16 protein-coding genes and 1 pseudogene are annotated in these 21,269 nt (G+C 70.0%); 8 read left to right on the top strand and 9 right to left on the bottom strand.

Annotated elements, in window-relative coordinates; all coding sequences use genetic code 11:
- Positions 1-138 precede the first annotated feature (138 nt).
- The 3 genes from D7W79_RS19000 to D7W79_RS19010 all read right to left on the bottom strand — a co-directional run bounded on the left by D7W79_RS19000 (position 139) and on the right by D7W79_RS19010 (position 6,204).
- Complete coding sequence (locus D7W79_RS19000) at positions 139-939, bottom strand: Stp1/IreP family PP2C-type Ser/Thr phosphatase (protein WP_120526812.1); 801 nt, start codon at positions 937-939, stop codon at positions 139-141.
- Between the two features lie 107 nt (positions 940-1,046).
- The gene (gene recN / locus D7W79_RS19005) at positions 1,047-2,783 is read right to left on the bottom strand and encodes a DNA repair protein RecN (RefSeq protein WP_120526800.1); all 1,737 of its coding nucleotides are present in this window, start codon (positions 2,781-2,783) and stop codon (positions 1,047-1,049) included.
- A gap of 157 nt (positions 2,784-2,940) precedes the next feature.
- The gene (locus D7W79_RS19010; RefSeq protein WP_244221845.1) at positions 2,941-6,204 is read right to left on the bottom strand and encodes a DEAD/DEAH box helicase; all 3,264 of its coding nucleotides are present in this window, start codon (positions 6,202-6,204) and stop codon (positions 2,941-2,943) included.
- A 310-nt stretch (positions 6,205-6,514) separates the two neighbouring features.
- Between D7W79_RS19010 and D7W79_RS19015 the strand changes: the two genes are divergently transcribed.
- The 5 genes from D7W79_RS19015 (at position 6,515) to D7W79_RS19035 (ending at position 10,765) form a co-directional block, all read left to right on the top strand.
- The gene (locus D7W79_RS19015; RefSeq protein WP_120526801.1) at positions 6,515-7,051 is read left to right on the top strand and encodes an adenine phosphoribosyltransferase; all 537 of its coding nucleotides are present in this window, start codon (positions 6,515-6,517) and stop codon (positions 7,049-7,051) included.
- A gap of 101 nt (positions 7,052-7,152) precedes the next feature.
- Positions 7,153-7,776, top strand: a complete 624-nt coding sequence (locus D7W79_RS19020; protein WP_120526802.1) for a TetR/AcrR family transcriptional regulator — start codon at positions 7,153-7,155, stop codon at positions 7,774-7,776.
- On the top strand, positions 7,773-8,270 hold the full coding sequence (gene coaD, locus D7W79_RS19025) for a pantetheine-phosphate adenylyltransferase (RefSeq protein ID WP_120526803.1): 498 nt from the start codon (positions 7,773-7,775) through the stop codon (positions 8,268-8,270). Before D7W79_RS19020 ends, coaD begins: the two co-directional genes overlap by 4 nt.
- Complete coding sequence (locus tag D7W79_RS19030) at positions 8,267-9,013, top strand: MBL fold metallo-hydrolase (protein WP_120526804.1); 747 nt, start codon at positions 8,267-8,269, stop codon at positions 9,011-9,013. Before coaD ends, D7W79_RS19030 begins: the two co-directional genes overlap by 4 nt.
- Before the next feature lie 162 nt (positions 9,014-9,175).
- Positions 9,176-10,765, top strand: coding sequence for a bifunctional metallophosphatase/5'-nucleotidase (locus D7W79_RS19035; protein WP_120526805.1), 1,590 nt, complete (start codon positions 9,176-9,178; stop codon positions 10,763-10,765).
- A gap of 87 nt (positions 10,766-10,852) precedes the next feature.
- Here D7W79_RS19035 and D7W79_RS19040 read toward each other — a convergent pair whose 3' ends face one another.
- The 3 genes from D7W79_RS19040 to D7W79_RS19050 are packed head-to-tail and all read right to left on the bottom strand — an operon-like array spanning position 10,853 to position 14,397.
- Positions 10,853-11,632 carry a YdcF family protein gene (locus tag D7W79_RS19040; protein WP_120526806.1) on the bottom strand — a complete coding sequence of 260 codons (780 nt, stop codon included), beginning with the start codon at positions 11,630-11,632 and terminating at the stop codon, positions 10,853-10,855.
- A gap of 14 nt (positions 11,633-11,646) precedes the next feature.
- Entirely contained in the window at positions 11,647-13,491 is a 1,845-nt protein-coding gene (locus D7W79_RS19045) for a serine/threonine protein kinase (protein WP_147441974.1), read from the bottom strand.
- Between the two features lie 60 nt (positions 13,492-13,551).
- The gene (locus D7W79_RS19050; RefSeq protein WP_120526808.1) at positions 13,552-14,397 is read right to left on the bottom strand and encodes an NAD(+)/NADH kinase; all 846 of its coding nucleotides are present in this window, start codon (positions 14,395-14,397) and stop codon (positions 13,552-13,554) included.
- Positions 14,398-14,518: 121 nt separating this feature from the next.
- On the opposite strand from D7W79_RS19050, the gene D7W79_RS19055 reads away from it, so the two are divergent.
- Positions 14,519-15,856, top strand: coding sequence for a replication-associated recombination protein A (locus D7W79_RS19055; RefSeq protein ID WP_120526809.1), 1,338 nt, complete (start codon positions 14,519-14,521; stop codon positions 15,854-15,856).
- Between the two features lie 28 nt (positions 15,857-15,884).
- On the opposite strand, the gene D7W79_RS19060 is transcribed toward D7W79_RS19055, so the two are convergent.
- The 3 genes from D7W79_RS19060 to D7W79_RS19070 all read right to left on the bottom strand — a co-directional run bounded on the left by D7W79_RS19060 (position 15,885) and on the right by D7W79_RS19070 (position 20,024).
- The gene (locus D7W79_RS19060; RefSeq protein ID WP_120526810.1) at positions 15,885-17,360 is read right to left on the bottom strand and encodes a sigma-54-dependent transcriptional regulator; all 1,476 of its coding nucleotides are present in this window, start codon (positions 17,358-17,360) and stop codon (positions 15,885-15,887) included.
- Positions 17,357-18,937, bottom strand: coding sequence for an ATP-binding protein (locus D7W79_RS19065; RefSeq protein ID WP_120526814.1), 1,581 nt, complete (start codon positions 18,935-18,937; stop codon positions 17,357-17,359). The genes D7W79_RS19060 and D7W79_RS19065 overlap by 4 nt, the downstream gene beginning before the upstream one ends.
- A gap of 166 nt (positions 18,938-19,103) precedes the next feature.
- Positions 19,104-20,024, bottom strand: coding sequence for a diguanylate cyclase (locus D7W79_RS19070; protein ID WP_244221846.1), 921 nt, complete (start codon positions 20,022-20,024; stop codon positions 19,104-19,106).
- Between the two features lie 167 nt (positions 20,025-20,191).
- On the opposite strand from D7W79_RS19070, the gene D7W79_RS19075 reads away from it, so the two are divergent.
- The gene (locus tag D7W79_RS19075; RefSeq protein WP_120526815.1) at positions 20,192-20,980 is read left to right on the top strand and encodes a glycosyltransferase family 2 protein; all 789 of its coding nucleotides are present in this window, start codon (positions 20,192-20,194) and stop codon (positions 20,978-20,980) included.
- Positions 20,981-20,986: 6 nt separating this feature from the next.
- Positions 20,987-21,193, top strand: a pseudogene (locus tag D7W79_RS46455) (ChbG/HpnK family deacetylase); the annotation flags it as partial.
- Between the last annotated feature and the right edge of the window lie 76 nt (positions 21,194-21,269).

The raw sequence follows: 21,269 nt of genomic DNA on the forward strand, positions 1-21,269 counted from the left end.
CCCGCCGCCCCTCCCGCACCGTCACCCACTGGGGATTCTCAATGGCTGGGAAGGTTGGGGCAGCTATCATCCGCATTTGAAGAGTGTCAAGGTCAACAGACTCCGGGGCGCGCCCCAATCGCGCCCCGAGTCCGGGCCCTACCCGCCCTGCATGCGCACCACGATGACGCTGATGTTGTCGTCGCCGCCGCGCTCATTGGCCAGGTCGATGAGGTGCTTGGGCACCTCGTCCAGGCTCGCGTGGCGCGCGACGGCGTCGTGGATCTCCCGGTCCTCGAGCATGTTCGCGAGGCCGTCCGAGCAGAGCAGGAACACGTCGCCGGGCTCGGACACGAGCCCCATGACGTCCACCTGCACCTCCTCCTCGAAGCCCACGGAGCGGGTGATGATGTTCTTGTACCGGGAGTGCTTGGCCTCTTCCGGTGTGATCATCCCCGCCTTGATCTGCTCGTTGACCAGCGAGTGGTCCTCGGAGATCTGCTGAATGAGGTCCCCGCGGATGAGGTACGCGCGACTGTCGCCCACGTGGGCGAAGAAGGCGTGCTCGTCGCGGACCACCAGGGAGATGACTGTCGTGCCCATGCCGGACAGGCGCGCGTCATCCTGGGCGGTGAGGTAGATGGCCTGACAGGCCTTCTCCACCGCGCCCCGGAGCGCTTCCGGAATGGGCGAATCCTGGAGGTTGGGAACGCTGACGAAGGGGTTGTCCCGCCCTTCACGCGCGCGCCTCAGCTCCTTGTCGATGGTCTCGACGGCGATGCGCGACGCGGTACCACCACCCGCGTGCCCACCCATGCCGTCCGCCACGACGTAGAGCTGGAGCTCATCGTCAATGAGGAAGCTGTCCTCGTTGTGATTGCGCTTGCGCCCGACGTCCGTCAGGCCAGCGGAGATGACTTTATGGCGGGGGGCCGCGGTCTGCCCTGCGGTGCTGGACACGCGCCGGATGCTATGTGAGCCCATTAGTGGGGGCAAGGACGCGCTCGAAAACTCGCGGTGCGTCATGCCCCTCCCCCTGGGTCACCCCTACCTTTTGAGCCGCCATTTCAGGCCGTCCGGCGCAGCCGGCCCCGGGGGCTATTGCCTTCCGGGCCGGATTCCCGGCGTGCGCGGGGCGTGGCCCGGTGGGCCGAACGCACCAGCGCCTCCGCCGCGCCCAGCGCCTCGCGCGTCACCTCCACGCCGGACATCATGCGCGCCAGCTCCTGCGTGCGCTCGGCGCCGGCCGCCAGGGGCAGCACCTGGGACACGGTGCGCTCGCCCTTGACGCTCTTCTTGATGAGCAGGTGCGCGTCCGCGTAGGCCGCCACCTGGGGCAGGTGCGTGATGCACAGCACCTGCCGGTGGGAGCTGACCTCGCGAATCATCCGCCCCACCACGTCCGCGATGGCGCCGCTCACGCCCGCGTCCGCCTCGTCCAGGATGTAGCAGCCGCAGGCGTCGCTGTCCGCCAGTGCACGTTTGAGCGCGAGCAGCAGGCGGCTGGCCTCGCCGCCCGAGGCCACCTTGGCCAGGGGCCGCGCCGGCTCACCCGGGTTGGCGCTGAAGAAGAACTCCACCTCGTCCAGGCCGTCCGGACGCAGCGTCTCCCCGGCGGTGACGCGCACCTCGAAGGCGGCCTTGCCCATGGCCAGCCCTCCCAGGCCCTCGCGCACCTGCTGGGAGAAGGCCCCCGCGGAGGCCTTGCGCGCACGGGACAGCGCCAGCGCCGCCTTGCGCGCCCGCTCCTCCACGCGCTTTCGCTCCTGGTTCAGCTCCTCCAGGATTTCGCGCCGGTTCTCCAGCGTGCCCAGCTCCGTCTCCAGCTCGCCGCGCTTCTTGAGGACGCCGTCCAGCGTCACCCCGTGCTTGCGGCACAGCCGCTTGAGCGCGTCCAGCCGCTCCTCCACCTCGCCCAGCCGCCCGGGGTCGGACTCCAGCCCCTCCACGTAGCGGTTGAGCCGGCGCGCGGCCTCCTCCAGCTCCGACAGCGCGGTGCTGAGCGACTGCGCCACGGGCGCGAGCGTCGCGTCGAGCTTGACGCCCTCGTGCACGAGCCCCAGCGCGCGCCCGACGATCTCCACCGCGGACGGGGCTTCCCCCGACACCAGCAGTTCGGCCTCCGCGCCGTGGCGCTTGAGCTTCTGGGCGCTGCCCAGCCGCCGGCGCTCCGCGTCCAGCTTCACGTCCTCGCCGGACTCCGGGTCCAGACGCGTGATTTCGTCCAGCTGGAAGCGCAGGAACTCCGCGCGCTCGCGCACCTTGGCGTCGTCGCCGCCCAGCGCGTCCATGCGGGAATCCACTTCGCGCAGGTTCGCCCACTCGCGGCCGTACGCGGCCAGCGCTTCCTCCAGGCCGCCGTACTTGTCGAGCAGCACCCGATGCAGGCCGGAGTCGAAGAGGCTCACGTGCTCATGCTGGCCCGCGATGTCCACCGCGCCCCGGGTGAGCTTCCCCAGCACGCCCAGCGTCACCAGCGCGCCGTTGACGTAGACCTTTCCGCGCCCGGTGCGCCCGAGCACGCGGCGCACGAGCACTTCCTCTCCCAGGTCCGGGAGGCCCAGTTCCTCCAGGCGCGCGGCCAGCACCGGCGTCCGGGCGAATACGCCCTCCACCGCCGCGTCCTCGCAGCCCGCACGGATGACGTCCGCATCCGCCCTGCCCCCGAGAAGAAGGCCCAGCGCGTCCACGAGAATGGACTTGCCGGCCCCTGTCTCACCCGTGAGGACGGTGAGGCCCGCGCCGAACGCGACCTCCACCTCCTCAATCACCGCAACGTTCGAAATCCGAAGACCCAGCAGCACCAGCGCCCTCCGCGGTCCGTACGACGGCCCCAACACCTGAACACCCTAGCAGGTCTTGCTGACACTGCACAGGTGTTCGGGTCGTGCGGACGGTGGGAGGGCGAGTGGGAGGGCGTGGCCTGTTGGCGCCACAACCATCTCCCACTCACGGGTCGCATCAGATTTCGGTGAACAGCTCCTGGATGTCCTGTTCGGTGAGGTTGCGGCCCATGTCGTCCCCGTCCGTGCCCAGCACGCCGGCGGCGAGGTCGCGCTTGCGGCGCTGGAGGCTGAGGATCTTCTCCTCCACCGTGCCGCGCGTAATGAGCTTGTAGCTGATGACCGCGCGCGTCTGGCCGATGCGGTGCGTACGGTCCGTGGCCTGGTCCTCCACCGCGGGGTTCCACCACGGGTCGAAGTGGATGACGTAGTCCGCGGCGGTGAGGTTCAAGCCGGTGCCGCCCGCCTTGAGGCTGATGAAGAAGAGCGGCGGACCGTCAGGGCGGTTGTACTCGTCCACCTTGCCCATGCGGTCCTTGGTGCGGCCGTCCAGGTAGAGGTAGCGCAGGCCCTTCTTGTCCGCCTCCTGCTTCAACAGCTCCAGCATCTCCGTGAACTGGCTGAAGACGAGCGCGCGGTGGCCTTCCGCCACCAGGTCCGCCACCAGCTCCATGAAGCGCTCGAGCTTCGCGCTCGACGGCAGGAGCGTGCCGGGCGGCATCTTGAGCAAGCGCGGATCGCAGCACACCTGACGCAGGCGCATGAGCGCCGCGAGGATGGACACGCGGCTGCGCTTGAAGCCCACCTTCTCGATGGACTCGTGCACCTTGCGGCGGCTCTCCTCCAGCACCTCGCGGTAGAGCGCGGCCTGGCCGGGCTCCATCTCGCACCACGCGACGCTCTCCGTCTTCGGCGGCAGGTCCTTGGCCACCTCCGTCTTGAGCCGGCGCATGATGAAGGGCTGGATGCGCCGTCGCAGCCGGTCCTTCGCGGTGGCATCGTTGGCCACCTGGATGGGCTGCTCGTAGCGGTCGCTGAAGCCTTCCGCGCTGCCCAGGAAGCCGGGCATGAGGAAGTCGAAGATGCTCCAGAGCTCCGACAGCCGGTTCTCCAGCGGCGTACCGGTGAGCGCGAGGCGCGTCTCGCTGGGCAGCGACTTGCACGCCTGCGCGGTGGCGCTGTCCGCGTTCTTGATGTTCTGCGCCTCGTCCAGGATGACGTAGCGGAAGCCCACCTGGGACAGCTGCTCCAGGTCGCGGCGCACCAGCGCGTACGACGTGAGCACCAGGTCCATCTCCTTCAGATCTTCCGCGCGCTCACGGCGGTCCTGCCCGTGCCACACCATGGCCTTGAGGCCCGGCGTGAAGCGCTCCGCCTCGCGCTCCCAGTTGGCGAGCACGCTCGTGGGCGCGACCACCAGGGACGGCTTGCGGCCTTCGTCGTTGGCCACCTTCTGCATCAGGCTCAGGGACTGGATGGTCTTTCCCAGACCCATGTCGTCCGCGAGGATGCCGGACAGCCCGTGGCGACGGAGGAACCAGAGCCAGGACAGGCCCGCCTCCTGGTAGTGGCGCAGCGTGGCCTGCAGTCCTTCCGGCACGGCCACCTTCGGCACGCCGGCGGACTCGCGCAGCGCGAGCATGGCCTGACGGGCCTTGGCCTCCACCTCGGTGAACTCGCCCAGGTCCGCGAGCAGATCCAACGCCACCGCCTGATGCAGCGGCAGCCGCGTCCGCGTGCGGCCCGGCATGGCGCCGGCCTCCTCCAGGAGGTCCGCCACGCGCTTGATCTCCGCGACGTCCGCCTCCGCGAAGGAGCCGTCCTTCAGCGGGACGAACTTGCGGCCGGAGTCCAGCCACATGCGCACGGCGCCCAGGTCCACGGCCTGGTCGTCGGTGACGAACTCCGCGTCCAGGTCGAACCACTGCACGCCGCTCATGCCCACGCGGATGCGCGGCTTGAGCTTCGGGCGCAGCCGCACCTTGGGCGCCTGCACGCCGTAGCGCTCCCATTCCGCGGGAAGGCCCGCCAGGCCGCGCGCCCAGAACTCCAGGGCCACGTCACCCGACGCGTCGAACGCCTGCGCGGCCTGATCAAAGCGCAGGCCCTGGTCGAGCAGCAGCTTGCCCGCGGCGCGCTCCGCCTCGTCGCGGCGCCGGTACAGCTTGCGCGCGTCCTCGCCCACGCCGCTGGCGTAGCCCAGGTGCGTGGCCGTGGGGGACACCGCCACCGTCGTCTGGCCGTATCGCGCGGCCAGCTGGACCTTCACGCGCTCGGCGGCGCCTTCCAACGTGAGGACAAAGCGCGGCTCCACCGACTCGTCGACTTCGATGTCGTCCGCCTTCAGCGACATGCGGAAGCGCGGCAGGTGCGCGGCGAAGAACGTCAGCACCCGGTCCAGCTGCCCGGCCGGGAAGGCCATGGTCGGTTCCAGCAGCCACTTGCGCAAAAGGCGCGGCGGGAAGTCCGGCTCCACCGCGTGGAGGTTCTGCGCCTGGATGACGTACGTGCGCCGGCCCGCGAGCACGATGACGTCCTTGAGCGGGTAGCCCACGCCGTCCGGGAACAGCAGTTCAATCTGCGCGGTGGCGCCGTCCGGACGCGATTCCAGATGGATCTGCGGCCGCACGGGCTGCTCCATGTAGACGAGCGGCGTGCCCCGGTAGATGACCCGGCGCTGGCGCAGCAGCTCCAGCACCTCGCACAGGTCCTCGTCGGAGAGGACGATGCGCGAGTCGTAGCGATGCTCGTGGCGCGACAGCACCATGAAGATGCGCTCGTCCGCGGGCGCGATGCGGCTGCCCGCCTGGAGCAGCCGCTTCACGTGCACGGGCCCCTTCGTCTGCGCGTCCTGACGGCGCACGTCCACGACCCAGTGGCGGCCGTTGGAGCCACCCGCGCCGGTGTTGGCGGGGGTGAGCCGGTAGAGGAACTCGTAGTCGGGCAGCGAGGACAGGCCCAGCCAGCTCTCCACCTTGGCGAGCGCGGGCAGGCTGACGCCTTCCATTCCCGGCGCGGCGCCTCCGGGAATCTCCACCTCGTCGTCCGGCCCCAGGTCCTCGGGTTCCGGTGGTGGAGGCGGCGGTGCGGCCTTTTGCGGCGGGGGCGGCGGCCGGAAGCGGGCCGCGTAGATGAGTGCCACGGCGACCACGTGCTCGCAATGCGGGCCGTTGGTGTTCCAGACCGGGCAGGTGCAGGAGGAAACGACTTTCCCCTCTCCCGGTATCAGGGCCACGTCATAGCGTTCGCCGGACGGACCCGCGACCTGCGCGCGGATGCGTTCGGGTTCACGCGTGAGGCCGAAGACGCGGCGGCCTTCAGCCACCTCGCGGCCTTTCTTGAACGTGGCGGGCTCGACCTCGGCCTTGAGGGCGCGGAGCCAGAGTCCGTCCTGGGGGGAGAGAGGGTCTCGGGTGTCAGCGGTGGTTTGCACGGCTTGCAAGGGCCCCAGACTCCTTGGTCGGGGGGAACCGCCTCGCTTAACACAGTGAGGGGATCCCCGCGCGCGGGAAAAAATACGGCGTCATCCAGCCGATGCGGTCCGGCGACGCGAAGCTGTGAGATCATCAACGTCCGCCATGTCCTGGTCCCGTCCCAGTCCACCCGTTTTCCGGCCGTTGGCCCCGGGGCCCTCCGTCCGGGGGCTCGCCAGGCCGGCTGTCACCCGGGCCGGGTACGCTTGGGTCCCAGGTCCCCCCAGGTGTCGTCCACCGGGCTGAACGCCGCTGTCCCTCTTCGGAGCCTCCACCCCCATGTCCCTCGACCCCACGCTCGTCTCCGACCTCCAGGCCGTCCTGCGCGACGTGCCGGACTTCCCCAAGCCCGGCATCGTCTTCAAGGACATCACCCCCATGCTGGCCGACCCCCGCCTCTTCGGCCGGGTGGTCAACGCCATGTCCGCCCCCTTCCGGGGCCAGCACATCACCAAGGTGGTGGGCGTGGAGTCGCGTGGCTTCCTCCTGGGCGCCCCCATCGCGCTGGCGCTGGAGGCGGGCTTCGTTCCCGCGCGCAAGCCCGGCAAGCTCCCCCACAAGCGCATCGTGGAGCGCTACTCGCTGGAGTACGGCGCGGACGGCGTGGAGATGCACGAGGACGCCATCCTCAAGGACGAGCGCATCCTGGTGGTGGATGACGTGCTCGCCACCGGCGGCACCGCCGACGCCACGGGGCGGCTCGTCACCCGGCTGGGCGGGCAGATTGTCGGCTACACCTTCCTCATCACGCTCGACTTCCTCGAGGGCGCGAAGCGGCTGGGGCCGGACAAGGTGACGTCCCTCCTCTCCTTCTAGTCTCCAAGCCCGGCACGGCGCCCTTCCGACTCCAGGTCCGGTTGACGTCCGTGCTGGCCCTGTTTATAAGTTGGTCACACAACCTAAAAACAAAGCCGACCATGCCTCGTCCCTCCAACACCGAAGCGCGCAGGGAGCAGATTGTCGCCGGGCTGCTCAAGGCCATGGCCGAGCGCGGCTACGAGGGCGCGTCGGTGGCGGAGATCGCCCGGGCGGCGGGGCTGAGCGCGGGGCTGGTGCACTACCACTTCGAGGACAAGCAGGAGATCCTCCTGACCCTGGTGCGCTCGCTGGCCTCGCGCGCGCGGCAGCGCTTCGCGACCCGGGCGTCGAAGCTCGCGGCGGACGACGCGCGCGGGCGGGTGGAGGCGTTCGTGGACGCGTTCCTGGCCACCGGGCCGGACGCGGACGTGGCGGCGGTGGCGGGCTGGGTGACCATCAGCGCGGAGGCCATCCGGCAGCCGGAGGTCCGCGTCGCCTACGAAGAGGTGGTGCGCGCGGACCTGGAGCACCTGGAGGCGCTGGTCGCGGCGGTGGTGGGCAAGCGCCGCGCGCGTCCCCTGGCCGCGGGCCTGTTCGCCGCCATCCAGGGGTACTTCGTGCTCTCCGCGAGCGCCCCGGGCCTCGTCCCTCCGGGTTCGGCGGCGGGCACGGTGAAGCGCATGGCGGCGGGGCTGTTGGACGCGGTGACTTCTTCTCCCCCGGACCGTGAGGTGTCGCAATGACCATCGCCATCTACGCAGGCAGCTTCGACCCCGTCACGGCGGGACACCTGTCCGTGGTGCGCCAGGCGGCGCGCCTCTTCAGCCACGTCGTGGTGGTGGTGGCGGTCAACCCGAAGAAGTCCACGCTGCTCACCGCCGAGGAGCGCATGGCGCTCATCCGCGAGGCCGTGGCCCGGCACCCCAACGTCTCCGTCACCTTCACCGAAGGGCTCATCGTGGAGCTGGCGCGGGAGATTGGCGCCAGCGTCCTGCTGCGCGGCGTGCGCGGCGCCACCGATGCGCAGTTCGAGACGGAGCTGGCGCAGATGAACCGCGCGCTCGCGCCGGAGCTGTCCACCCTCTTCCTCCCAGCGGAGGCGCACCTGGCGGAGGTGTCCAGCAGCGCCCTCAAGGAGCGCCTCACGCGCGGCGAGGACGTGTCCGCGTACTGCCCGCCCGCCGTCGCCGCGAAGCTGCGCGAGCGGCTGACCCCTTCCCTCCGGAGCCATCCATGAGCCTGTCCTTCATTCCCCTCGGCGTCGGTGATGCCTTCTCCGCGCTGCACTACTCGTCGTGCCTCGCGGTGGAGGCGGAAGGGCAGGTGCTGCTCATCGACTGTCCACACCCCATCCGCAAGATGATGCGCGAGGCGTCCGAGTCCTCCGGCGTGCACCTGGACGTGGAGCGCGTCAGCGCCGTGGCCCTTACGCACCTGCACGCGGACCACGCCTCCGGCCTGGAGGGCCTGGGGTACTTCTCCTTCTTCGTGCTGCAGCGGAAGATGGAGCTGCTCGCGCACCCGAGCGTCACCCGCCGCCTCTGGGAGGGCCACCTCGCCGCGGGCATGGAGTGCCTCATCGAGCAGCACGGCGCGGGCCCCAACGACAAGCACTTCGAGGACTACTTCACGCACACGCCGCTGCACCTGGAGCGCGCGGTGAAGCACGGCCCTTTCGAAATCGAGTGCCGCTTCACCTACCACCACGTGCCCACCACCGCGTTCCGCATCCGCGCCGCGGGCCGGTGCCTGGGCTACAGCGCGGACACGGCATTCGACGAGGGGCTCATCTCCTGGTTGTCGGAGGCGGACCTGGTCATCCACGAGACGAACTACGGCGTGCACACGCCCTACGAGAAGCTGGCGGCGCTGCCGGAGGCCACCCGCGCGAAGATGCGCCTCATCCACTACCCGGACCTGTTCGACGCGAGCGGCAGCGTGATTGAGCCGCTGGCGCAGGGCCGGCGCTACACCGTCTGAGGGAGGAGCGCGCGGCTGGCTGGACGCCCCTCGTCCCCCGGGAAGAGGGGCCTGGGGCTTGCGCGTTGCGCCATGTCCGGTCCGCTCGCCTTCATGCGCTGAGTGCGCTACGCCGAGAGGGATTGGCGCTCCCCCGTGCCCCCGCAAGAGAACGACTGTCCGATGATGATGAAGACCGTGAGCACCTGGGCGGTGCTGCTGCCGCTCGCGCTGGTGCTGGCCACCCGTTCCGCCGGGGCCGCCGAGCCGACGCCTCCCGCTGACACCGTCCGCCTCACGATCCTCCACCTCAACGACGTCTATCAATTCCAGCCCACCGCCCGGAACCGCGGCGGCCTGTCGCGCGTGGCGACGCTCAAGCAGCAGGCGCTGAAGGAGTCCCCGCACGTCCTCACGCTGCTGGCGGGCGACACAATCTCGCCGTCCGTGGAGTCCTCCGCGGAGGTGGCGGGCGAGGCGCTCAAGGGCAAGCAGATGATCGACGCGTGGAACGCGCTCGGACTGGACTACTCCACGGTGGGCAACCACGAGTTCGACTTCGGGGACGACGTGCTGCGCGCGCGCATCCAGCAGTCGCGCTTCCCGTGGCTGGGCGCCAACGTGATGAGCGTGAAGTCCGGGCAGGTGTTCGACGGGCTCAAGGCGTGGGACGTGCGCGACGTGGGCGGCGTGAAGGTGGGCATCTTCGGCGTGGTGCTGCCGGAGACGCAGAACTCGTCCAAGCCGGGCAAGGACACGCGCATCACGCCGTTCTGCGAGGCGGCGAAGCGCTCCGTGGAGGAGCTGCGGGCCGCGGGCGCGCAGTTCGTGATGGGGCTCACGCACCTGGCGGTGGAGCAGGACCGGGAGCTGGCGAAGTGCGTGCGCGTGGACCTCATCATCGGCGGGCATGACCATGACCGCGTGGAGGAGACCGTCGCGGGCACGCCCATCTTCAAGCTGGACGAGGACGCCATCGACCTGGGCCGCGTCACGCTGGACCTGGATGCGAAGACGGGCGCGGTGAAGAAGCTGACGTGGAAGGTCATCCCCATCACGTCGAAGACGCCGGACGACGCGGCGTTCAACGAGCAGATGAAGCCCTATGCGCCGCTGCTGGCCACGCTGGCGGAGCGCATCGGCCGCTCGCCGGTGGCGCTGGATGCGCGCAGCGCGCAGAACCGGCTGGGCGAGACGAACCTGGGCTCGTTCCTGGCGGATGCGTTCCGCGAGGCGACGGGCGCGGACGTGGCGCTCGTCAACGGAGGCGCCATCCGCGCGGACCGGGTGCTGCCCGCTGGGACGATGACGCGGCGGGAGCTGTACTCGCTCATGCCCTACCGCAATGAGCTGGTGGTGTTGCAGGTGACGGGGGCGACGCTGCGCGCGGCGCTGGAGAACGGCGTCAGCCTGAGCAGCGTGGACGGCAAGCCGCCCGGCCGCTTCCCGCAGGTGTCCGGCCTGCGCTTCACCTACGACCTGCGCAAGACGCCGGGCGCGCGGGTGACGAAGGTGGAGGTGAAGGGCAAGCCGATGGACGACGCGGCGGTGTACCGGCTGGCCACGCTGAGCTTCGTGGCGCAGGGCAATGACGGCTACGCGATGTTCAAGGACCTGCCCGTGTTGCCCAGGGGCCTGGATGTGTCGCCGTGGGAAGCACTCGGCAACGCGTTCCGCACCGGCAAGCCCGCCCCGCGCGCGAAGCCCCAGGGCCGCATCGCGCTCGTCGGCGCGCCCCCGGGCGGCCTGCACGCGACGCCGTCGATGAAGTAGCGAGCACCGGGGTCACTCCCGCGCTGCCGCCGCCCGGCGGACGCCAGTCCAATGCCCGCTCCAGGTTCGCCCGGGCCTCGCGCCTCGCTACCGCCAGGGCGCGGTCCAGCCTCGCAGCCGGTACACGGTCCGCCCCGCCAGCTCGCGCAGCATGTCCGTGCTCTGGTTGAGCGCCCCTGAGCGCGGCAGCCAGCTCATCTTCGTGGGCGGCAGCGTCGAGGAGCGGAGGTCCACCGCGAGCGTGTCCGCGCGCACTCCCACCGCCGCGAAGCAGCCGGCCGCGCGGGGCAGGTGCGCGGCGCTCGTCACCAGCAGCAGCGACTTCCAGCCGTGCTCGCGCACCAGCGGCTCCGACCGCAGCGCGTTCTCGCGGGTGTTGCGGCTGCGGCCCTCCTTCACGATGCGCTCGGGCGCGATGCCCCAGTGCTCCAGCTGCGCGGCCAGCACGTCCGCCTCCACCACCGCCTCCGGCCTCGCGTCCAGGTTGCCGGCCGTGATCAACACCTGTCGCGCCCGGCCGTCATGCAGCAGCTCGAAGGTGCGCATCATCCGCTCCGGCGCGGCGTTGTACTCCGGCTGCCCCGAGCGCTCCGTGGCCGCCGCGTCCAGCCCTCCGCCCAGCAGGATGACCGCGTCGTAGACGGTGTCCGGACGGTACGTGCTCACCGCGTCCGCCTCCGTCGCCCGCGTCAGCAGCGCCACCGTCGGCTCGATGGAGAACACGTAGAGCACGACCAACGCCGCCAGCTGCGACACCACCGACAGGCGCTTCCACCGGCGCAGCACCACGCCGCCCACGCCGAACAGGAGCGCCCAGGTGAGCGGCGACAGCAGCAGGTCCAGCAGCTTCGACAAGAGGAGGAACATCGCCGTTCGCCGGACTACCGGGCCGTCTTCGCGTTGAGGAACTTGCGCGCCTCGGCCGCGCCAGGGCCCCGCGGCCGCAGGCTCAGGTAGCGCTCGTAGCCCTCGCGGGCCATGGAGTCCCGGTCCGTCATCACGCCCACGCGGCCCAGGCCCAGGTGGCACTCCGCGGCGGTCTCCTTCAGCTCCAGGCACTTCCAGAACTTCTCACCGGCCTCCAGCGCCTTGCCCGCCACGAGCAGCTGCTGGCCCAGCGTGTACGCCGCCCCCGCGTCCGGAGACTGCGACATCCACCCCGTGGCGTCCCGCGCTTCACCCCGGACGTTCACCGTGGGCCGCTTGCGGGCCGCCGCCTCCGGCTGCGATTCCTTGTCCTTCACGCGCGCATCCACCACCGGCTCTGGCGGAGGGGGCGGCGGAGGCAGCCGCTCCAGCGTCACCTGCACGCGCTCCGGCACGGCCGCCTGCGACACGGTGGTGGCCCACGGCTGGTACCCGATGAATCGCAGCTCCAGCTTGTGCGCATCCTCCCCCGAAGCGACGTTCAGCACCGTCGGCGTCATCCCTACGTGCTTGCCGTCCCAGCGCACCTCCGCGCCCGGAGGCGAGGACACCACCTGGAGCTTGCGAGAGCGGGGCTCCGACAAGTCGGGCATCACCGCCCGCCCCACGAAGAAGAGCACCGCCGCCGCGATGACGGCCGCCCAGACCCAGCCGGGCACTCCCGCGCCCATGTCCGCCGCGGGGCTGCCGCCCACCAGCGCCCCGGGCACGTGCTCCTCGGGGAACGCCGTCGCGTGCGCGCGGTGCACCGACGACGCCCGCTCCGGTTCGTCGGAGCCGAGCGGGCTCCCCTCCCCCGTCCACACCGCCACCTGGCGCAGGAAGGACTCCGGAATGCGGGGCGGCTGGCCCACGAGCTTCAGCTCCTCCTCGAAGAGCCAGGCCATCAGGTGGCGCAGCGTGGACGCGGGGAACAGCGGCGCCCGGTACGCCAGCCACTCCGCCAGCGCGCGCTGGAAGTCCTCCGCGCTCGTGAAGCGATCATCCCGCCTCAGCGCCAGCGCCCGTGACACCAGCGCGCCCAGCGACGGATCCAGGTCCGGGACGTACGCATTCGTGGGCGTCAGGTCGCCCGTGGCGATGCGCTCCATCACCGAGCCCGGGTCCCCTTCCGTGGGCCTGCGGCCGGTGAGCAGCTCGTAGAGGACCACGCCCGCCGTGTACACGTCCGAGCGCGCGTCCAGCGCCTCCGCCCGCGTCTGCTCCGGGGACAGGTACAGGTACTTGCCGCGCACCACGCCGGCATCCGTCTCCGGCCGCCCGGCCAGCTGCGCCTTCGCGATGCCGAAGTCGGTGAGCTTCACCTCGCCCTCGTAGCTCACCAGGACGTTGTCCGGAGACACGTCGCGGTGCACCAGCCCCAGCGGGCGGCCCTGCTCGTCGCGGCGCGTGTGCGCGTGGTGCAGGCCCTTGCAGACCTCCACCATCAGCTGCACCGCCAGCGGCGCCGGCAGGTGGGGCATCCCCTTCATCTTCGAGCGCTTGAGCACCTTGGACAGGGGCTGCCCGTCCACCCACTCCATGGCGAGGAAGTACTCCCCCTCCTCCTGCCCGAAGTCGAAGACCTGGACGATGTTGCCGTGCGACAGCCCCATGGAGATGCGCGCTTCGTTGAGGAACATCTGCACGAAGGCGGGGTCCTGCGCGTACGGGTCCCTCACGCGCTTGATGACCACGGACCGGGACACGCCCTCCGCCACCGTGAAGCGCGCGCGGTGCACGACGGCCATGCCGCCCGCCCCCAGGCGCTCCATCAGCTCGTACTTCCCGAAACGCGTCGTGTGCCCACCCGTCGTCACGGGCCGGACGCTACCGCACCCCTCGCCCCGGAGGGGAGCCCCACCGCCGGGCCCGGAGGCTCAGCGCTCGCCCCAGTGGAGCTTCTGGCGAAGGATGGTGAAGAAGGCCACGTGCGGGTTGCGCACCAGGCCCACGCGGTTGGGCGAGCGCACCACTTCAATGCAGTCCCCGCCCTGGAGCGAGTGCCCCGTCTGCCCGTCCAGCGTGAGGTACGTGTCCGCCGTCTCGCTCTTGAGCGTGACGCGGATGGTGCGGTCCGCCGGCACCACGATGGACCGCTGGGTCAGCGCGTGCGAACAGATGGGCGACAGGATGGTGCAGTCCACCGACGGGTGCACGATGGGCCCGCCCGCGGACAGCGAGTACGCCGTGGAGCCGGTGGGCGTGGCCAGGATGACGCCGTCCGCCTTGTACGTGGTGATGGGCACCCCGTCGATGGACGTCTCGTGGTCCGCGATGCGCGCGAGCGCGCCCTTGTTGATGACCACGTCGTTGAGGATTTCATCCTCGATGAGGACCTTGCCGCCACGCAGGAGCCGGCAGGACAGCTTCATCCGCGAGTCCACGTGGAAGTTCCCCGCCAGCACGTCGTCCAGCCGGGTGAAGAGCTCCTCCACGGAGATCTCCGTCATGAAGCCCAGGCTGCCCAGGTTGACGCCGATGATGGGCACGTTGCGGCCGCCCAGGAGGCGCGCCGCGTAGATGAGCGTGCCGTCACCGCCCAGCACCACCACCGCGTCCGCGCGGGCCGCCAGCTCCCGGTCCTCGATGCGCGGCCAGTTGAGCGCATGCGCCAGGGCACGGTCCGCCAGCACCGTCAGGGTCGGGTGGCGCTGTTGGATTTCCGCCGCCAGGGCCACGGCCCGCGGGGTGTCTCGCTTCGCGACGATGACCAGGGTCTGCACGCCCCCCGGGTTCTAGTCCAGCCAGCCAACCGTCCTCCCCAGGAAAATGACGCGCCTGCCCAACCCCGGACATCACAAGGGTGCGCGACAGGGCGGCCAGGACGCTAGGTTTGGAGGCCCCATGGACCTCTTCGACCACGCCAGCCAGAAGGAACAGGCCACCCTGGCGCCGCTCGCCGAGCGCATGCGCCCCACCTCGCTCAGCGAGTACCTGGGCCAGGAGCACCTCACCGGCGAGGGCCGCTTCCTGCGCCGCGCCCTGGAGAGCGACCAGGTGCCCAGCCTCATCCTCTGGGGCCCCCCGGGTACCGGCAAGACGACGCTTGCCCAACTCGTCGCGCGCTCCACGGGCGCCGCCTTCGAGACCATGTCCGCGGTGCTCGCGGGCGTGAAGGACATCCGCGAGACGGTGGCCCGCGCGCAGGACCGCTGGAAGCTGAACCGCCAGCGCACGCTCCTGTTCATCGATGAAATCCACCGCTTCAACAAGTCGCAGCAGGACGCGCTCCTGCCCCACGTGGAGAAGGGCACCGTCACGCTGATTGGCGCCACCACGGAGAACCCGTCCTTCGAGGTGAACGCCGCGCTCCTGTCGCGCTGCCGCGTCGTCACCCTGCGCGGGCTGGAGCAGGAGGAACTCATCGCCGTCATGCGCCACGCGGTGGCGGACCCCCGGGGCCTGGGCGGCAAGGTGACGGTGGACGACGCGGCGCTGGAGTTCATCGCGGACGCGGCGGGCGGCGACGCGCGCAAGGCCCTCACCGCGCTGGAGGCCGCGGCGGCGTACGGCCGCACGGCGGTGGACCGCAAGGTGGCGGAGGAGGCGCTCCAGCAGAAGATGCTGCTCTACGACAAGGGCGGCGAGGAGCACTACAACGTCGTCAGCGCGTTCATCAAATCCATGCGCGGCAGCGACGTGGACGCCGCGCTGTACTGGATGACGCGCATGCTGGAGGCGGGCGAGGACCCCGTCTTCATCTTCCGCCGCATGGTCATCTTCGCGTCGGAGGACGTGGGCAACGCGGACCCGAGAGCGCTGGGCGTGGCGGTGGACGCGCTGAGGGCCTTCCAGCTCATGGGCCTGCCGGAGGGCACCCTGCCCCTGACCCAGGCTGTCACGTACCTGGCGCTCGCGCCCAAGTCGAACGCCGTCATCGCCGCGTACGCGGCCGTGCGCGAGGCCGTGACGAAGGAGGGCGCGCTGCCGGTGCCCATGCACCTGCGCAACGCGCCCACGAAGCTGATGAAGTCGCTGGGCTACGGCGGCGGGTACAAGTACCCGCACAACTTCGAGGGCAACTACGTCCCGGAGGACTACCTGCCGGAGGCCCTGCGCTCGCGCTGCTTCTACACCCCGACGCGCAACGGCTTCGAGGCGGAGCTGTCCGAGCGCTACGAGGCCATCCAGCAGCAGCTCGCCGCGCGGCGCGGCGAGCGTGAACCCGGGGAGGACGGCTGAAGCGCGCCGTCACTCCCCCAGGGGAACGTCAGGAGACCGCTTCAAGAGCGGGGAGGCCCGGGCCATTGTCAGCATCCGGGCCCTTGGGTGAGCGCGGCTTCATGCTGCGGCCGGCCACCTCGTACTGCTTGAGCAGGCGGCGGAAGTTGGAGCGGTCCACGCCGGCCGCGCGCGCCGCGCTGGACACGTTGTGGTTGTTCTTCTCCAGCAGCGCGGAGAGGTAGCGGCGCTCGAAGGCGCGCATGGCCAGGCGCTTGGCCTGGGCGTACGGCAGGTGCGCCAGGCTGAACACCTCCACCGCCGAGTCGGCCTGGGGCGCGGCCTGGAAGCCGGGCGGCAGGTCCTCCACGTCGATGGCGTCGTTGGCCGTCAGCACCACCGCGCGCTCGATGACGTTCTCCAGCTCGCGCACGTTGCCCGTCCACCGGTTGCAGGTGAGGGCCTCCATGGCGCGCGGGCTGATGCCGGTGACCTTCTTGTCCGCCTTGGAGGCGTAGACCTTGAGGAAGTGGTGCGCGAGCAGCGGCACGTCCTCCGGGCGGTCGCGCAGGGGCGGCAGGTCGATGGTGATGACGTTGAGGCGATAGAAGAGGTCCTCGCGGAACTTGCCCTGCTCCTTCGCGCGGGACAGGTCCACGTGCGTGGCGGCGATGACGCGCACGTCCACCTTCACGGGCTCGTTGGCGCCCACGCGCTTGACTTCACCCTCCTGCAGGACGCGCAGCAGACGCACCTGGGTGGCCGGGGGCACGTCGCCAATCTCGTCCAGGAAGATGGTGCCGCCGTCGGCCGCCTCGAAGAGGCCCTTCTTGTTGCCGGTGGCGCCGGTGAAGCTGCCCTTCACGTGGCCGAAGAGTTCGCTCTCCAGCAGCGTCTCCGTCAGCGCCGAACAGTTGACGGCGACGAACGGCTTGTCGCGGCGGGCGCTGCGATAGTGGATGGCGCGAGCAACGAGCTCCTTGCCCGTGCCGCTCTCACCCTGGATGAGCACCGTGGCGGTGGAGTGGCTGACGGTCTCCACCAGCTTGAACACGGCGCGCATCTGCGAGGACTGTCCGATGAGGTCCTCGAACTGGCTGCGCGCGGTGAGCGCCTCCTCCAGCGCGCGGGTGCGGTCCTTGAGCGCCTTGCGCTCGGCGGCCTTGGCCACCGTGAGGCTCACCTCGTCGATGTTCTCGAAGGGCTTGGTGAGGTAGTCGTACGCGCCCGCCTTCACCGCCTCCACCGCCGTCTCCACGGTGGCGAAGGCCGTCATCATGATGACCTCCACGTCCGGGCGGTCCGCCTTGATGGCGCGCAAGAGGTCCATGCCGGACAGGTGCGGCATCTTGATGTCGAGCACCACCACGTCGATGGACGGATCCTTCGCCGCCGCGAGCCCCTCCACCGCGTCGTCGATGGCGACAACCGGGTGGCCTTCCCGCTGGAGGATCTGGGTGACGGCCTTGAGGACGACGGAGTCGTCATCGACGACGAGGACCTTGGCGCGCTTGACTTGGTTCACGGCAACCTCTCGAGCTGCAGGGGAATGGGCAGGAAGACGGTGAAGCGGGAGCCCTGGCCAACGTGGGTGTCCACCTGGAAGGTGCCCCCGTGGTCCTGGACGATGCGATAGGCGATGGACAGGCCCAGGCCGGTGCCCTCGCCGGGCGGCTTGGTGGTGAAGGACGGCTCGAAGATGCGCGGCAGGTGCTTCTCTTCGATGCCCGTCCCGGTGTCCGTCACCGCGAAGAAGGTCCGGTCGCCCTCGCGGCCGGTCTCCAGCGACAGCCGGCCCTCCGCCTTGGGCAATGCCTGGAGGCCGTTCTGCAGCAGGTTGAGCACCACCTGCGCGAGCGTGCCGGGGTCCCCGTACACCTTGGGCAGCCCGTCCTTGAGGCCCAGCTTCAGCTCCACCTTGGGCATGGACTTGAGCTGCGCGCGGAAGAGCACCGCGGCGTCCTCCACGCACTTGGACAAATCAAAGGCGCGGCGGTCCTCCACGCGGCTGTGCCGGCTGAACTTCAGCAGGCTCTCCACGATGCGCTTGCAGCGCAGCGCGCTCTCTTCAATCAGCTTCAGCGACTCCAGGTCGTTCGCGCTGCGGCCCGCGTCGCGGGACATCAGCTGCGAGAAGGCGAGGATGCCACCCAGCGGGTTGTTGATTTCGTGCGCCACGCCGCCCGCGAGCTGGCCCACCGCGGCCATCTTCTCCGTCTCGATGAGCCGGCGCGTCATGGCCTGCTCCTCCGTGACGTCGCGGTAGGTGCACACCGCGCGGTCGTCGCCGGCGAACGGATAGGCGGCCACCACGTAGCTGCGCCCGCCCTGCTGCACTTCCCCGCGAGCGCCCTTGCCCGTCTCCATGGCGGAGGGCAGCGGGCAGCCCTGGCACGGCGTGTCCCGGCCGAAGAGGTACTGGTGGCACGGGACGTCCGAAGGCACCTCTTCGATGGAGCGGCGGGCCACCTGCGCGTAGGCGACGTTGGCCCGGCGCACCGCGAAGTCCCGCGCGCGCACCACCGCGAGCGGCGTCTCCATGCAGTCGAAGGACAGCTCCCACTCGCGCTTCGCCGTGGAGAGCAGCCGCGTGCGCAGGGCGACGCGCTCCTCCAGCTCCGCGTTGAGCTGCTTGAGCTCCGCGTTCTGTTCCTGGGTGACGCGGTAGAGCCGGTCGTTCTCCGTGTGGAGCGCGTACTGCTCGAAGGCGCTCTTCACCGTGAGGACCAGGTGGCTGTCGTTCCAGGGCTTGGAGATGAAGCGGAAGATTTCGGAGCGGTTGATGGCCTCTTCGATGGCCTGCTGATCCGCCTGCCCCGTCAGCATGATGCGCTGGGCGCGGGGCTCCTGGAGCTTCACCTGGGTGAGGAACTCCACCCCGTTCATCCCCGGCATGCGGAAGTCGGAGATAACGACCTCCGGGCGGAAGCGCTCCAGCGTGCGCAGGCCCGTCTCCGCGTCCGTCGCGGTCTCGATGTCCCACTCACCGCGGCGCAGCACCCGCCGGATGGACTTGAGGATGTTCTCCTCGTCGTCCACGAGCAGCAGCCGCCCTCGGGCGACCGTGTCCTGCGCCTGCGCTTGAGCTCCCAGGGTTCCCATGGACTTTCCGGAGTCCGACATTTGCAATGGCCTTGCCAAACCGGAGATTTGGATAAACCCCGGCAATCACGCCTCTTTTCAGAGACATGACAAAAAGGGGCAAGGTCACTATAGACCCACTGCCCCCAACAGGGTCAAACCAGACCCCGGGTGTTTGACCCCTGGGTCAGCCTGCGCGTGAAGGCGGCGTGGAAAACAGGGGTGCGGGGGGGTGGAGGCAGATGCGGTCCCGGCCCTCGCGCTTGGCGCGGTAGAGGGCCTCGTCCGCGGTGAGCAGCAGCTGCTCCGGGGTGAGGATGGCGCGGTGGGGGAAGCTGGAGATGCCCAGGGAGGCGGTGACGCGCAGGGCGCCCTCCGGACCCGCGTGCAACTCGTTGATTCCCTTGCGGATCCGCTCCGCCACGGTGAGGGCGCCGGGCAGGTGGGTGCAGGGCAGGAGGATGGCGAACTCCTCCCCGCCGTAGCGGGCCACGAGGTCCGTCTCCCGCACGCTGTGCTGGAGGGAGGCGGCCACCTCCCGCAGGACGCGGTCCCCGGCCCCGTGGCCGTGGGCGTCGTTGACGTTCTTGAAGTGGTCCAGGTCCACCAGGATGAGAGACAGGCTCTCGTCGTAGCGCTGCGAGCGGCGGAACTCCTCCCGGAGCCGTTCCTGGAAGTAGCGGTGGTTGTGGACCTGGGTGAGCCCGTCCGTCACCGCCAGGCGCCGCAGCTCCTCCACCTGCGAGTGAAGCGCCTTCAACTGGGAGTGCGTTTCGAGGCTCCGGTAGAGCCGCAAACGCAGCTCTTCGTCGTCCCAGGGGGTCAGAATCACCTCAGCCCCCCTCCGCAGGGCGGCGAGCCTCAGGGCCCGGTCCTCCGCGGGGGCCAGGACCACCACGGCGGGTCGGGGTGCCGGCTGCGGTGGGGTGAGGGCCTCCAGGAGGCCGTGGGCCTGCGCCTCGTCGGAGCCATGGGAGCAGAGCAGGACGCCGTCTACCTCCTGGGTCAGCCCCAGCGCCTCCTGTCCGGAGCGCGCCACCCGGAGGGCGAAGTCCTCCGGGCCCAGCGTGCGCACCAGGTGGGGCAGCAACGCCTGCGTATCGTCCACGACCAGAAGCGTGAAGGGCTGGGCTTTCACCGTGTCCCCGTAAAATGATGATTACGCGGTACTATACGGGTTTGTCACGAGAAGGGCCATGACGTTTGCCAGCGCGTTGACCCTCTGGTAGCGAGCGGCCGTTTCCTTCTGGACGGAACGCGCGCGACATGACGACCGTGGCCAAGTACCCGAGCATCAGCCTCTTCTTCCCTGCCTGGAACGAAGAGGACTACGTGGAGCGCGCCGTGAGTCGCGCCCTGGAAGTCCTGCCGAAGCTCACCGACGACTTCGAAATCATCGTCGTCAATGACGCCTCCACGGACCGGACCCAGGAGGTCTGTGACGCGCTGGCGGCGAAGGTGCCCCAGCTCCGGGTCATCACGCACCCGGTGAACCTGAAGCTGGGCGGGGCGATGCGCACGGGGTTGGCGGCGAGCACCAAGGACCTGGTGCTGTACTCCGACATCGACCTGCCGTGGGACATGCGGGAGCTGGAGCGGGCGCTGCACCTGATGAACTACCTGGAGGCGGACATGATCTGCGCCTTCCGGTTCGACCGCACGAGCGAGGGCCCCAAGCGCATCGTGTACTCGTTCGTCTACAACCTGCTCATCCGGGCGCTGTTCGACATCCAGATCAAGGACGTGAACTTCAGCTTCAAGCTGATGCACCGCCGGGTGCTGGAGTCGATGGAGCTCAAGAGCCAGGGCTCGTTCATCGACGCGGAGCTGGTGGTGAAGGCCATCCGCAAGGGCTTCCGCGTGTTCCAGATGGGCGTGGACTACTTCCCGCGCACGCGCGGCATCTCCACGCTGGCGTCGCCGTCGGTCATCCTGAAGATGGTGAAGGAGCTGGTGAACCTGTACCCGGAGACGCGCTCGCCGCCGCCGCCCTCGAAGCCGGTGCGCCTGCCGCCGTCGGTGCAGCAGCTGCGCTCGGTGCCGGGCCACGCGGGGCGCGGGTAGGACTTCATGGCGTCGCGCACGCGCCTCATCGTCAACGCGGACGACCTGGGCCTGCATCCGTCGCTGGACGCGGGCATCCTGCGGGCGCACCGCGAGGGCATCGTGACCAGCGCGACGCTGCTGGCCATGGGGCCTTCCGCGGCGGAGGCCGTGGGGCGGGCGAAGGCGCAGGGGCTGGCGGCTGGCTCTTATACACATCTGACGCTGCCGACGATAACGTTCCTTTGGCGCTAGGAGGCTCGCGCATCAGTTTAGTCAAATCACCACCGTCGTACAGGTTCATGTTGAA

Origin of the sequence: Corallococcus exercitus (assembly GCF_003611585.1) — a bacterium.
GTDB lineage: Bacteria > Myxococcota > Myxococcia > Myxococcales > Myxococcaceae > Corallococcus > Corallococcus exercitus.